Raw genomic sequence first — 12,531 nt, 5'->3', positions numbered from 1 at the left:
GGATCAGTTTTTCCGCCAGGTGAGAACGGAGCTAGCGGCGTAGTTCCACACCGCACCCATGGCGGCACCGGCCGTACCGGCCAGCCACCAGGAGGAATCCATGCCGTAGATCCAGTCCGCCACGCCCACATTGGCGACAACGCCGACTGAGCACACCAGATAGAAGCTCACCAGCCCCTTGATCACGGCAAAGCCCCTCAGGCGGCGATCGCGATAGGTCAGGTGGTTGTTGAGGAAGAAGTTCCAGGTCATGGCGATGAAGGTCGCCAGCAACTGCGCATAGTTGAACGACAGGCCGACAAGTCCGGTGCGCAACGAGACCAGATGCACCACCACACCCGAGGCACCGACAATGCCAAACATCAGGAAGCGGACGGAGACCAGATCACGGGTCAGCTTGGAGACCAGCAGGCCCAGATATTCCATGGTCACCAGCGTATCGAGCTTGCTTTCTCCATGCAGCCGCTCGCGGAAGACGAAAGGCAGCTCACGCACGCGCAAGGCCCCCTTCGCGGAGACCGCGATATTGAGCATGATCTTGAAGCCCTGACTGGAAAGCTTCGGCGCGACCTCGTCCACCTTCTCGCGGCGGATGGCGAAAAAGCCGCTCATGGGATCGGAAAGCTGAACGCCGAGCAGCACGCGCGCTAGACCGTTGGCAACGCCCGAGCCCCAGGCACGGGTCGCGGATAGGCCCTCGCCCACCGTGCCGCCTTCCACGAAACGGCTGGCGACCACCAGATCCGCCTCGTCGGCGCGAAGCAGCCCCAGCATGCGCGGCAGCAGGCTTTCGTCGTGCTGCAGATCGACATCCATCACGGCGACGAAGGGCGCAGAGGAGGTCAGCATGCCTTCCACGCAGGCGCCCGAAAGGCCGCGCCGTCCCACGCGCTTGATGCAGCGGATGCGCGGATCGCGCCGGGCGATGTTCTTGGCGACCTCGGCGGTGCCGTCGGGCGAATTATCGTCGACGAAGATCGCTTCCCAGGCAATTCCGGCGAGCGCGGCGTCAAGCTTTTCCACGATCAGAGGAACGTTGGCGCGCTCATTATAGGTGGGCAGCACGACGGTCAGTTCCGCCGGAACAAAAGCGGCAGGCTTGGCCTCGCCCGACTGTGTTTCGGCCTCAGTGGAGGCATTCTCGGTCAATTGCATGGAACGTCCATTGGTGGCGGCGCGCGCCGGTTCGGCATCCCGATGCGTCAAGGCTCAGGACCCAGGTCGCGCGGACCGTAGTCAAACATCGGACTTTTGCAAAGCAGAGTAAGGTGCACAAAGACAACAGGCCCGAGAGACGCGACGTCGCTCCCGTTAAGGCACTTCGCGGTGGTCAAACGCGGCCGTGCGCCCTATATAGTTGAAACGATCGATCACAGCCAGCCCGCAGGCACCCATGTCCTCTCTCGATATCCGCCCCGCCGTTCCGCGCACCCCGGCGCACCCTTCCATCACGCGGGCATAGATTTCCGCGCTTATCGACACGTTCTACGACCGGGTGCAGGCCGATGAACGGCCCGGCCCGATCTTAGCCGGGCGGGTGGAGGACTGGGATCCTCACCTTGCCAGGATGAAACGCTTCTGGGCCTCCGTGCTTCTGAAGACCGGCGAATACAAGGGCAAGCCCGTTCCGGCGCATTTCGTCATGAAAGAAGCGGCGGCCGACGATTTCCGCATCTGACTTGAGAATTTCCGCCCCGTTGTGCACGAGGTTTTTGGGCCGGAAGCGGCGAAAATCGTCATTGCCCAGGCCGAACGCATCGCCTCAAGCCTCTGGATGGCCATGTCCGCCACGCCCTTCGACAAGACGCCGGATTATCTGAAGAGCTAGGGGTAGTCACGAGGGCGAAGGGGATTTGGCGCGGAGGATCGAGATCCCCGAAGGGCTGCGCGTTGGTCATCATTTTCCGGTGCGGCCACGGTTCCAAGGTCATTTCCGACGCCTTGTCTAACCGGTGCGGATCACGCCGAATTGCCGAAATTTCCCTAACGTAATAGTATGGCTTGAACGAGATATATTAAAGCATTCGAGGACACCTCCGGAGTACCCTGATTTGATTTTTTTGGAAATCAGGTTTAAATGTGACCGGTCCTCGGCTTGCGCCATTTGTTGCGCTGATTTTGCTTCTTAATAGTCATTCGACATTTTCCGCTAACGTCAATGAGAAATTTTTCGTCTTCAGGGACAACGGCGTCTCTGTCCTGAGAGGCAACAGCGGCCTCGGCGCCTTCATTGAAGGGAAAATTACCCAGAAAAAAACGAAATCCTTTGAAAGGGCGCTGAAATACTACCCGGCGATCAGACGCATGGGACTGTACAGCCCCGACGGCGATATCGACGCCGCCTTCGACATCGCAGACATTCTGCATGACCACCATCTCGAGACGCTGATCTCCGCGACAGCGAAGTGTTATTCCGCCTGTGCATTCATATTCCTGGCCGGGGAAACACGCTGGGCGATCGGAGAACTCGACGTTCATCAGATCAAGTACCTTCGTCACAGTAAAGTCCGCGTTGCGAAGGCTCAAAAGAAGCTGTCTCGAATTGTCGGGGCTCTATCGAGCTACGGCGTCTCTCCCGAAATCCTCAAGTTGATGTTCGAAACGCCGCATGACGAAATGCACGTTCTGTCTCTCGATGAGCTTCGTGAATACAACGTGATGCACGCTTATCAGATGCGGAGGGTTCGCGAGGTACGGAGACGGGAGGCAAACCACTTTGTCCTGCCGCGTTCCAAACCCGGCCTGTCTGTTACGATGCCCATACCAAAAACCGCGCCCGGAACGGAGGCATCCCCCGGTTCAGAGAACGACGACGTGCCCCGACAGGTCGTTGAATTGCGACTGTCCGTGACAAAGCTCCAGCAGAAACGCGAGACGACCGCCTCTCCCGGCAAGCGTGACGATGCAGCTCCCGTCAAAACGTCTCATGACAGTCCCCACCTTGCCGCCTATAGCGCCGACTGGACGCTCGCGCGCGGCTACAGGGAAGCTTTCGGCGTCAAATCCAGATGCAAAAATCTGTCGGCACGTGTGATTATCTGGCCGGGCAGCGGAAGCAAGATCGCGACGTTTGCCTCCATCGATATCCTGTTCAACGATTCCTTCGCCGCCGACCTCGTAACGGAAGTGGGCAAGCCGATACTGGGATCCGGCAACAATGAGATCGGCACACTTGGCGGTCCCATCGTCCGCATCAAACCAGGCGCCTTCAGACATGTCCTGGGCACGGGCAATCTCCTGCATCAGCGCAACTGCGAGCTGATCAGGGACGGACATTGGCTCGAAATACCGTTTCAGATGCGCAACGGTGAGAGCGACACTCTCCGGATCGGCCGGTTCTATCGGGCGCGAAGAGCGCTATCGCCTGCATGCGGAAGCCCATCCTAGGATTCCTCATCGTCAGCGAGGAGAAACGGGCACGCGGCTTTGCCCCTGATCCTTGCCCTCCCCCCTTGTTTCGTCTAGGAAACCGCTGCCTGTCCCCATGCGGCGAGCGATGATGATTTTGCACGTGATTCAGAACGCGTTTTCCGGAAAGTCCTCAGGCGATGGCCAAGACAAAGAACCCCCAGAAACTCAAAGCCCGCCTACCGCGCGGTTTCGTTGACCGCTCCCCGGCCGATATCCGCGCGACCGACGCGATGATGTCCAAGATCCGGGAAGTCTACGAGCGCTACGGGTTCGATCCGGTGGAAACGCCGATGTTCGAATACACCGATGCGCTGGGCAAGTTCCTGTCCGATCAGGACCGGCCGAACGAGGGCGTGTTCTCGCTGCAGGACGACAACGAGCAGTGGCTCTCCTTGCGCTACGATCTGACCGCGCCGCTGGCGCGTCACGTGGCCGAAAACATCAACGAGATTCAGCTCCCCTTCCGCAGCTATCGCGCGGGTTGGGTGTTCCGCAATGAAAAGCCCGGCCCCGGCCGTTTCCGCCAGTTCATGCAGTTCGACGCCGACACCGTCGGCGCGCCTTCCGTTCAGGCGGATGCCGAGATGTGCATGATGATGGCCGATGCGATGGAAGTCGTCGGGATCGCGCGTGGCGACTACGTCATCCGGGTCAACAACCGCAAGGTGCTCGATGGACTGATGGATGCCATCGGACTTTCCGGCGAGACGGACGGTGCAAGCCGGTTGGTGGTGCTGCGGTCGCTCGACAAGCTCGACAAGTTCGAGTGGGAAGAAGTGGCGAAGCTTCTGGGCAACGGGCGCAAGGACGAGAGCGGCGACTTCACGCCGGGCGCCAAGCTGAGCGCGCAGCAGATCGACGATATCAAGCGCTTCCGCGAACACTCCATCAAGATCGCCGAGACCTTCTTCCCCGAGGCGGCGCTCCTGCTGGCAAGCGACATCGCAGCAGCCGACGCGCAGTATGCCGAGGTCCGCACAGGCTTCTCGTTCCTGGGCGAAAACCCGGCGCTAACGGCGGGTGTCGATGAACTCGTCACCCTGCACCGTCTGGTGGCAACCGCAGGCTACGTCAAGGCGGGCGCGGACAGCATTGAGCGGGTCAAGCTTGATCCCTCCGTCATTCGCGGCCTCGAATACTACACCGGCCCGGTCTACGAGGCCGAGTTGCTCTTCGACGTGACCAACGAGAAGGGCGAAAAGGTGCAGTTCGGATCCGTCAGCGGCGGCGGGCGGTATGATGGGCTGGTCAAGCGCTTCACCGGGCAGGACGTGCCAGCGACCGGTTTCTCCATCGGCGTATCGCGGCTGATGACGGTGTTGAAGAACCTCGGCAAGCTCGATGCGGACGAGGTGATCGCCCCCGTGCTCGTCACCGTGATGGACGGCAACGACGCTCAGGCTCAGGCGAATTACCAGTCTTTCGTGCAGCAGTTGCGCACCGCCGGTATTCGCGCGGAGCTCTATCAGGGCAACTGGAAGAAGTTCGGCAACCAGCTCAAATACGCCGACAAGCGCGGCTGCCCGCTTGCCATCATTCAGGGCTCGGACGAGCGCTCCAACGGCGAGATCCAGATCAAGGATCTGATCGAGGGCAAGCGTATTTCTGAAACCATCGGGGACAATGCCGCCTGGCGCGAGGCGCGACCTGCGCAGGTGACCGTGGCGGCCAAGAATCTCGTAGCCACGGTCCAAAAGATGCTCGCGGATCAGAAAGAGGACCGCGCCCGGCAGGCGCCGTCCGCATAAGTGAACACGTACACGTAAAACCAGTTCGAAAGAGGAAGATGATGGCAGACGACCGCTTCGATGCCCTGGCACCGCTGTTTCAGGCGGGCGGCTACCATCATATCTCGCCCCCTCTCCTGCAACCGGCTGACGTGTTTCTGGATCTGGCAGGCGAGGACATTCGCCGCCGCCTGTTCCTGACTTCCGGCCAGGACGGGCTGGACCTGTGTCTGAGGCCCGATTTCACCATTCCCGTGGCCCGCACCCACCTTGCGGGTGGCACGGCAGCGCGCGAGGCGGCCTATTGCTATTCCGGCCTTATCTTCCGCCAGAGGCCCGGCGAGATCGGCGAGATCCCGCAGGTCGGCACGGAGAATATCGGCCGCACCGACCGGCTGGCGGCTGACGCCGACATGCTGGCGCTGGCGGTGGACGCGGTCGGCACGCTCGGCGACAAGGCCCCCGTCATCCGCATCGGCGACGAGGCGCTGTTTACCGGTGTGGTGGAAGCGCTCGGCCTGCCGAAGGTCTGGCGGCGGCGACTGCGCGATCTCTTCGGAGAGCGGGCGCGGCTCGACCGGGCGATTGCCCGCATGGCGGGCGATGAGGCGGGCGAAAAGGATGCCCGGCTCGGCTTTCTCGCAACCCTTGAGGGCGCAGATCCGACGGCCGCACATGCGGTGGTGGAGGATCTTCTCTGCATCGCAGGCATCGAGGCTGTGGGCGGACGCACGGCAGGCGAGATCGCGGAGCGCTTTCTGGAACAGACGGCGCTTGCCTCGGGCGCAGGCATCGGGCCGATGACGGCCGACACGCTGACCCGCTTTCTCGACATTTCCGGCACGCTGGAAGAGACGGGCACGGCGCTTTCAACATTCGCCACGGAAGCAGGGCTCGATATTTCCGGCCCCATCGCAGATTTCCGCGAGCGCGCGCGGCTGATTTCCGAGCGCGGACTTGCCGCCAATGCCATCACCTTTGCAGCCGATTTCGGCCGCCGTCTCGATTATTACACGGGCTTCGTATTCGAGCTGCACGAAGGCCCCGGCCCCTTCAGCCAGCCGCCGCTTGCCAGAGGCGGGCGCTACGACAAGCTGCTGGCGCTTCTGGGCGCGGGCGAGGACGTTCCCGCCGTCGGCTTTTCAATCTGGCTTGAACGCATCTCAAGCCCCGAAGGCGCTATCGAAGGAGCGGGCAAATGAGCGACAATCTGATCATCGCCATTCCCTCCAAGGGGCGGCTTCAGGAAAACACCCACGCCTTTTTCGCGCGCGCGGGCCTCGCCATCCAGCGTCCAGGCGGCGACCGCAATTATCGCGGCCGGATCAAGGGGCTCGACGATGTCGAGATCGCCTTCTTGTCGGCCTCCGAGATCGCCCGAGAGATCGCGGCAGGCTCCGTCCATTTCGGCGTTACCGGGTTCGACCTGGTGCACGAGACCATCGACCGGCCGGACGAGCTGACCCATCTGGTCGCCTCGCTGGGCTTCGGCCCGGCCGACGTGGTGGTTGCCGTCCCGAAGGCATGGATCGACGTTGTCACCATGGCGGATCTCTCCGACGTCGCCTCAGATTTCCGCGGTCGGCACGGCCGTCGGCTGCGCATCGCGACCAAATACGTCAACCTGACGCGCGGGTTCTTCGCAGCCCACGGCATCGTCGATTACCGGATCGTGGAATCGGCGGGTGCCACGGAGGGCGCTCCGGCGGTGGGTGCGGCGGAGTTCATCGTCGACATCACGACGACCGGCTCCACCCTCACAGCCAACAACCTGAAGATCCTCGATGACGGCGTGATCCTGAAGAGCACGGCGCATCTGATCGCCTCGATGACGGCAACATGGTCCGGCGAGGCGCTTTCGGCGGCGCGCGCTATTCTCGACCGCATCGCGGCGGAGGAGAAGGCGCGCTCGGTGAAGGAGATCCGCGCGCTCGTGGACGATCCGAAGGAAGTGGCGCAGGTGGCCGGCGAAAGCTACGGCACGACGGCGCCTTTGGGCACGACGGCCGGTCAACCGTTGGTGCTGCATTGCCCACAGAGCGAGGTCGCAGCCTGCGCGACCTATCTTCGCGATGCGGGGGCCACCTCGGTTTCGATCTCCACGCTCGACTACGTCTTCGAGACGACCAACCCGCTTTACGATCCGCTGGCGGCTCGTATCGAGGCGAAATAGGTATTTACGAACGTGCGGCCCGCTCCCTTCACCGCCGGGCGAGCGGGCGCGTGACGTAGCCGAGAGCCACCATCGGGATTGTCGCGGCGGCGACCAGCAGGGCCCAGTCGATGGCCGTCAGCGGCACGGTGGAGACCAGTCGTTAAAGAGCGGTACCTGCACCACCGCCACCTGCAACACCAGTACCGTTGCGACCGCCACCAGAAGCCACGGATTGCGGCTGAGGCCTGAGAACGACCCGTCATCGAGATGGCGGAAGTTGAAGACGTTGGCCTTTTCCAGCACCACGAAGGCGGTGAAGGCCAGCGTCTGGGCGTGCAGCTTGGTGCCGCCGACCGCCAGTTCCCCCCAGAAAAGCGCCAGCGCCACCAGCGCGATATAGCCGCCGAGGATCGTCACCCGCAGCCCGTCGCCGCGCCCCAGCAGGCCCGCACCGGGTTTGCGCGGCGAGCGCTTCATCACCTTCTCGGCAGGTTCCGCGCCGAGCGCCAGCGCGGTCGGACCGTCGGTGACGAGGTTCATCCAGATGATGTGAATGGGCAGCAGCAGCAACTGTCATCCCAGCAACACGGCCAGGAAGATGCCGATCACCTCGCCTGCGTTCGACGACAGCAGACAACCGACGAACTTACGGATGTTGTCGTATTGCCGACGCCCCTCCTCCACCGCGCCGATGATGGAGGCGAAATTGTCGTCGGTGAGCACCATTTCGGAGGCCCCACGCGCGACATCCGTGCCGCGAATGCCCATGGCGATACCAACATCCGCCTGCCGGAGCGCCGGGGTATCCGCCGTCGCCCGTCATGGCGACTACGTGGCCGAGATCGTGAAGCACCTCCACGATGCAGATCTTGTCCTGCGGCCGGGCGCGGACAAAGACCGCGCCTTCGCCGAGGGCGGCCCCCAGTTCCTGATCTCTCAGGTCGTCCAGTTGCGAGCCGGTGACGATACGCGCGGCATCGATGTCGATGGAGTGCGCGATCGCAGCAGCCGTCGGCCCAGCATCGTGGGCAAGACGCACCGCATCACGAACCTCGGCGCGCGGGGGATCAATGATGCCGACGAGCCCGATGGAGGTCAGCTCCTCCTCCAGACTCTCATCGACAACCTCCGACTGGCCATCGGCAAAGCTCCGCCGCGCCACCGCCAGCACGCGCATGCCGCCCTCCCCGAGCGCCGCGAACCGGGCCTCGATCTCCGCACGCGCCACCTCATCGAGAAGACGCACACCTTCCGCCTTCAGGATACGGGTCGAACGCGCCAGCACAACTTCCGGCGCACCCTTCACATGCGCGGTCACCGCCCCGTCAGGCTCCTTCACCAGAACACTCATGCGCTTTCTGGAGGACGAGAACGAAACCTCGCCGCACACCCGTTCCCGATCGACCGAGATGACCGCCTTGGCACCGGCCACCAGGAAGGCGGCTTCCGTCGGCTCGCCCAGGGGGCGCGGGCCGTCCTCGCCCTCCATCATCTGCGTGGTGTTGCACCACAATCCGGTTTGCAGGAGTTCTGCCAGACGCGGCTCGTCTATGGGCGAGAATGGCACACCGTCCTTCAGGAACCGGCCCTCGGGCAGATATCCCGATCCCTCCACCGCCACCGACAGGCCGGACAATTCGATGCGCGTGATGGTCATTTCGTTGCGCGTGAGCGTGCCGATCTTGTCGGTGCAGATGATGCTCGCCACACCCAGCGTTTCGGCCGCCACCAACCGCCGCATCAGCGCCCGCTTGCGCGCCATGGCGGCAACGCCGATGGCAAGCGTCACGGTCACGACGGCGGGCAAGCCTTCCGGCACCGCCGCCACGGCAAGAGAGATGCCGAAGAACAGCATTTCCTCGAAGGGATAGCCGCGCGCCAGCCGCAGAACGACGACGAGCGCGGCAATCGCCAGCGCCACCGCGCCGAGCGTTCTGCCGAGCACGGCAAGCTCGCGCTGAAGCGGCGTCTCTTCCTAATCGATCGACTGGGTCAGCGCGGCCTCATCGACCGAGAGATCGACGGCGGAGACGAGCCGCAGATCGGCGGGCACCGTGTCGCCCGTGCCGAGCAGCACGAGATCCCCCGGCACCAGCGTTTCGGCGGAGACCTGCAAGGGATGACCGTCGCGCATCACGTCCGCCTTGGGTGCCAACATGCGCGTCAGCGCCTCCAAGGCCCGCTCGGCGCGGGCTTCCTGCAGAAATCTCAGCGCTCCGTTGATGACCACGATGGCGAGGATCACCACCGTATCGGTCACCTCCCCCACCACGGCCGGTAACATGGCGGCGGCTACGAGCACGGCGATCAACGCAGATTTGAACTGGCGTGCGAGAAGCACCCAGTTGGAGGGACGGTCGACATCGCACGCCCCTTTCAGTCGCCGCGCAGTATCCTCGTCCGACAGGGCGTGCCAGGCCGGAGCTTTTCCGGAAACGGGAGTTGTCATGACACACCCGACGAAAGGGAGACGGACCGGGCGCTTTGCAAAGGGGAAATCGACACGGCGGAAACGTCCTCAATGCTCTGGCCGCAAATCGCAGGGGCCGCGACCTTCTCCTCACGGACGCGGCTTCCGCTCCGTTCATCCTATTCGAACGCCGGGATGTGACACCCTCATAAATGGTCGCGGATCACGGATGCCTCATCACCTCGTGATTTGACCAAAGATCACCTGCGTCAAATATCGCTCGTCATATACGTCGATACCTTGAGGGAAGCGACATGGCCACCACGCAAATACGTTCCGACGCAGGCGCGCTCTTTCCCCCGCTTGTGCTTTCAACGCTGATTACCGCTGTCATCGCAGGCATTGCGGCGGATGTTTCCTGGGAAATATGGGTCCGTTTCATCACCCCGTTCTGGGTGGGCGGGCCGCTGGAACCGGCGGCGCTGGTGCAGGGCGTCTTCGGACTGGTGAGCCGTCCGGTGGCGGAAGTGATCCACCTCGTCGTGGGCGTGGTGTTCTATCCGCTGGGCTATCTCTTCATCGCGCGGCCGATTGCGCGGGTCGTGACGCCGTTCCTGCCCTGGTGGATCGTCGGCCTCGGCTTCGGCGTGGGGCTGTGGGTTTTCGCGCTCTACATCATGGCGCATTTCTTTGCCGGGCAGCCGCCCTTCCTGGGCTTCATTCCACTGACCTGGGCGGCCTCCTCGTCGGCCACCTGGTCTTCGGTGTCGTCTGCGCGGTTGTCGTGCGTTGGCGCGAAGGGTAGTTGGGGGGAAGTTGGCGATTGGGCGAGCTGCGGAGTATGCAGCCCATCCTTCGAGACGGCCTTCGGTCTCCTCAGGATGACGTTATCGTGTTGTCGTTATTGAAGAAACGCGCAACCCACACAACGTCATCCTAAGGAGCCTGCATAAGCAGGTGTCTCGAAGGATGGGCCCAGAGCACGGTGGGCCCTGAGCCCCAAACCCGATAGCCCGCTCCCTCAGTCCCGCCGATCCAAATACCGCTTCTCTTCCTCGTAATAGACATCGAAGCCGACATGCTTTCTCAATTCGGGGAAGGGCAGCAGCATGTCGTCGGGGTGGCCTCCGGCCTTCATCACGGCCAGCGCCTCGGTCATGGCGCGGGTGACGGCGGAGAGCAGCGTCAGCGGATAGGCCGCGATGCGATAGCCGATGGCTTCCAGTTCGGCAGGCGGCAGAGCGGGCGTCTCGCCGCCTTCCAGGATGTTGGCCATGTGAATGCCCGGCATCTCGGTGCAGATCCGCTCCATTTCCTCGCGCGACTTCGGCGCCTCCACGAAGAGAATGTCGGCCCCCGCCTCCTTGAAAGCCGCGGCGCGCGCGATCGCCTCGTCGAGGTCGTGGCCGTGGCGAGCATCGGTGCGCGCCAGGATCAGGATATCGGCCCCCTCGTCGCGCGCGTCGACCGCCGCGCGGATATGGTCGACGGCCTGCGCGCGATCGATCACCAGCTTGCCCTTGGTGTGGCCGCAGCGCTTGGGTGTGACCTGATCCTCGATCATCACGACGGCCATTCCGGCCTGCGCTTAGCCCTTCACCGTGCGCTTGACGTTGAGCGCATTGCCATAGCCCGTATCACCGTCGCCCAAGACCGAAATGGAGGTGGCGGCCACGATGTCGCGGGCGCTGTCGACCATCTCTCCATAGGAAATCAGGCCCGTATCCGGCTTGCCGAAACGGGCGGCGGAAACGGAAAAGCCGGACATGAAGGTGAGGTCGAAACCGGCATCGCCGACCAATTTGGCGAACAGGCCGTCGAAGCAGCAGGGCATGACGCGCAGCTTCGGTTCGGCCAGAAGGGCGCGAAGGCGGGCAGCGGGAGACTGAGAACACTGGGACATGAGAGGGCCTTTCACTAGGGTGTGTCCCCATAAATGAGATTGGAATGGTTTGGCTGAGCGGTTCGGATACGAGGCGTAAGTCTGCAGGAAACCGTCCGGTTTTCAAAGGGTTGCAACAACGTTGCCGAACTGCTCAGCCAAATCCGACAGGACGATGAAACGGCTTCGATCTGCCACGTCGAGACGTTTGACCGGGCACGAAGCCCGCTCTGCACGTCTCTCCTTGCATTTCTTCGCCGTTTCATCGCCATTCCGGTCTCATTTATGGGGACACACCCTGGAGCATATTGAATCTTGAGCGATTTCTTGTTGCTCAGGCGATCCCGCCTGAACGGAAAGCACTCTAGGAACGAGAGAGGCAAGCCCGGGAAGGTGAGAGCCGAGTGCGACTCACGTCTTGAACGGCACCCACAGCGCGATATCGGACCAGACATACAGCGCCACGACCGTTGCAAGCATCAGGACGATGAAGGGCAGGACGCCCAGCAAGCCCTCGCCGAGCCCGGCCCGACCCACCGCCTGAATGACATAGAGGTTCATCCCCACCGGCGGGGTGATCAGCGCGCGTTCGACCATCACCACGAAGAAGACGCCGAACCAGACCGGATCGAGGCCGAGCGCCAACACCGAACCGCTGAGGACCGGCACCATGATCAGCATCATCGACAGGGTTTCCATGAACAGCCCCATCACGATCAGGACCCCAGCCACCAGCAGAATGAACAGGCCCGGCGTGTCGACGGAGGAGGAAATCGCCATCGAGATGTCCTGCGGGATGCGATAGAGCGTGATCGCCTTGCCGAAAACCTTGGCTCCGGCGACGATCAGCAGGATGGCGACGGAGGTGGTCATCGATTCCACCATCGCGTCCCACAGCCTGCACCAGCTCAGGGTGCGCAGCACCACGCCGGTGATCAACAGGGCG

General features: G+C 62.8%; 13 protein-coding genes and 2 pseudogenes. 7 read left to right on the top strand and 8 right to left on the bottom strand.

The annotated features are described in order from the left end of the window. Positions 1-3 precede the first annotated feature (3 nt). Positions 4-1,206 carry a glycosyltransferase family 2 protein gene (locus tag QNJ43_RS04420; RefSeq protein ID WP_300467690.1) on the bottom strand — a complete coding sequence of 401 codons (1,203 nt, stop codon included), beginning with the start codon at positions 1,204-1,206 and terminating at the stop codon, positions 4-6. 105 nt (positions 1,207-1,311) lie between these two features. Further along, a complete protein-coding gene (locus QNJ43_RS04415) occupies positions 1,312-1,482 on the bottom strand; it encodes a hypothetical protein (RefSeq protein WP_300467688.1) in 171 nt (56 codons plus the stop codon). A 13-nt stretch (positions 1,483-1,495) separates the two neighbouring features. Between QNJ43_RS04415 and QNJ43_RS04410 the strand changes: the two genes are divergently transcribed. The 6 genes from QNJ43_RS04410 (at position 1,496) to hisG (ending at position 7,311) form a co-directional block, all read left to right on the top strand. Beyond that, complete coding sequence (locus tag QNJ43_RS04410; RefSeq protein WP_300467686.1) at positions 1,496-1,678, top strand: hypothetical protein; 183 nt, start codon at positions 1,496-1,498, stop codon at positions 1,676-1,678. Positions 1,679-1,699: 21 nt separating this feature from the next. Then, the gene (locus tag QNJ43_RS04405; RefSeq protein WP_300467684.1) at positions 1,700-1,828 is read left to right on the top strand and encodes a hypothetical protein; all 129 of its coding nucleotides are present in this window, start codon (positions 1,700-1,702) and stop codon (positions 1,826-1,828) included. A gap of 251 nt (positions 1,829-2,079) precedes the next feature. Further along, positions 2,080-3,387: a hypothetical protein gene (locus tag QNJ43_RS04400; protein WP_300467682.1), complete on the top strand. Its 1,308-nt coding sequence runs from the start codon at positions 2,080-2,082 to the stop codon at positions 3,385-3,387. 161 nt (positions 3,388-3,548) lie between these two features. After that, a complete protein-coding gene (hisS, locus tag QNJ43_RS04395) occupies positions 3,549-5,159 on the top strand; it encodes a histidine--tRNA ligase (protein WP_300467680.1) in 1,611 nt (536 codons plus the stop codon). 38 nt (positions 5,160-5,197) lie between these two features. Continuing rightward, the gene (locus tag QNJ43_RS04390; RefSeq protein WP_300467678.1) at positions 5,198-6,340 is read left to right on the top strand and encodes an ATP phosphoribosyltransferase regulatory subunit; all 1,143 of its coding nucleotides are present in this window, start codon (positions 5,198-5,200) and stop codon (positions 6,338-6,340) included. Beyond that, positions 6,337-7,311 carry an ATP phosphoribosyltransferase gene (gene hisG, locus QNJ43_RS04385; protein WP_300467676.1) on the top strand — a complete coding sequence of 325 codons (975 nt, stop codon included), beginning with the start codon at positions 6,337-6,339 and terminating at the stop codon, positions 7,309-7,311. Before QNJ43_RS04390 ends, hisG begins: the two co-directional genes overlap by 4 nt. A gap of 117 nt (positions 7,312-7,428) precedes the next feature. Here the strand turns inward: hisG and QNJ43_RS04380 are convergent, their stop codons facing one another. The 4 genes and pseudogenes from QNJ43_RS04380 to QNJ43_RS04365 form a co-directional block, all read right to left on the bottom strand. Continuing rightward, positions 7,429-7,863, bottom strand: coding sequence for a cation-translocating P-type ATPase C-terminal domain-containing protein (locus QNJ43_RS04380; RefSeq protein ID WP_300467674.1), 435 nt, complete (start codon positions 7,861-7,863; stop codon positions 7,429-7,431). A 76-nt stretch (positions 7,864-7,939) separates the two neighbouring features. Further along, positions 7,940-8,950: a hypothetical protein gene (locus QNJ43_RS04375; protein WP_300467950.1), complete on the bottom strand. Its 1,011-nt coding sequence runs from the start codon at positions 8,948-8,950 to the stop codon at positions 7,940-7,942. Next, positions 8,936-9,253, bottom strand: a pseudogene (locus QNJ43_RS04370) (HAD-IC family P-type ATPase); the annotation flags it as partial. The pseudogene QNJ43_RS04370 and the gene QNJ43_RS04375, both read right to left, overlap by 15 nt. 15 nt (positions 9,254-9,268) lie before the next feature. Beyond that, positions 9,269-9,742: a hypothetical protein gene (locus QNJ43_RS04365; protein ID WP_300467672.1), complete on the bottom strand. Its 474-nt coding sequence runs from the start codon at positions 9,740-9,742 to the stop codon at positions 9,269-9,271. A gap of 275 nt (positions 9,743-10,017) precedes the next feature. Here QNJ43_RS04365 and QNJ43_RS04360 point away from each other — a divergent pair, with 275 nt between their 5' ends. Then, positions 10,018-10,611 (top strand): hypothetical protein, encoded by a 594-nt coding sequence (locus tag QNJ43_RS04360; protein ID WP_346432853.1) that lies wholly within the window; start codon positions 10,018-10,020, stop codon positions 10,609-10,611. A gap of 113 nt (positions 10,612-10,724) precedes the next feature. Here the strand turns inward: QNJ43_RS04360 and QNJ43_RS04355 are convergent. Together QNJ43_RS04355 and QNJ43_RS04350 are read right to left on the bottom strand one after the other, a co-directional pair. Beyond that, positions 10,725-11,606, bottom strand: a pseudogene (locus QNJ43_RS04355) (isocitrate lyase/PEP mutase family protein). Positions 11,607-11,996: 390 nt separating this feature from the next. Continuing rightward, positions 11,997-12,524 (bottom strand): TRAP transporter large permease subunit, encoded by a 528-nt coding sequence (locus QNJ43_RS04350; RefSeq protein WP_300467670.1) that lies wholly within the window; start codon positions 12,522-12,524, stop codon positions 11,997-11,999. Between the last annotated feature and the right edge of the window lie 7 nt (positions 12,525-12,531).

Origin of the sequence: Breoghania sp. (assembly GCF_030066895.1) — a bacterium.
GTDB lineage: Bacteria > Pseudomonadota > Alphaproteobacteria > Rhizobiales > Stappiaceae > Breoghania.
The sequence above is the reverse complement of the archived record's forward strand: the minus strand, read 5'-3'. Positions and strand labels throughout refer to the sequence as shown.

Coding starts and splice junctions, on each gene's coding strand:
- QNJ43_RS04375 (WP_300467950.1), bottom strand. CDS start 8,950: ATGACCATCACGCGCATCGAATTGTCCGGCCTGTCGGTGGCGGTGGAG.
- hisG (WP_300467676.1), top strand. CDS start 6,337: ATGAGCGACAATCTGATCATCGCCATTCCCTCCAAGGGGCGGCTTCAG.
- hisS (WP_300467680.1), top strand. CDS start 3,549: ATGGCCAAGACAAAGAACCCCCAGAAACTCAAAGCCCGCCTACCGCGC.
- QNJ43_RS04365 (WP_300467672.1), bottom strand. CDS start 9,742: ATGACAACTCCCGTTTCCGGAAAAGCTCCGGCCTGGCACGCCCTGTCG.
- QNJ43_RS04390 (WP_300467678.1), top strand. CDS start 5,198: ATGATGGCAGACGACCGCTTCGATGCCCTGGCACCGCTGTTTCAGGCG.
- QNJ43_RS04360 (WP_346432853.1), top strand. CDS start 10,018: ATGGCCACCACGCAAATACGTTCCGACGCAGGCGCGCTCTTTCCCCCG.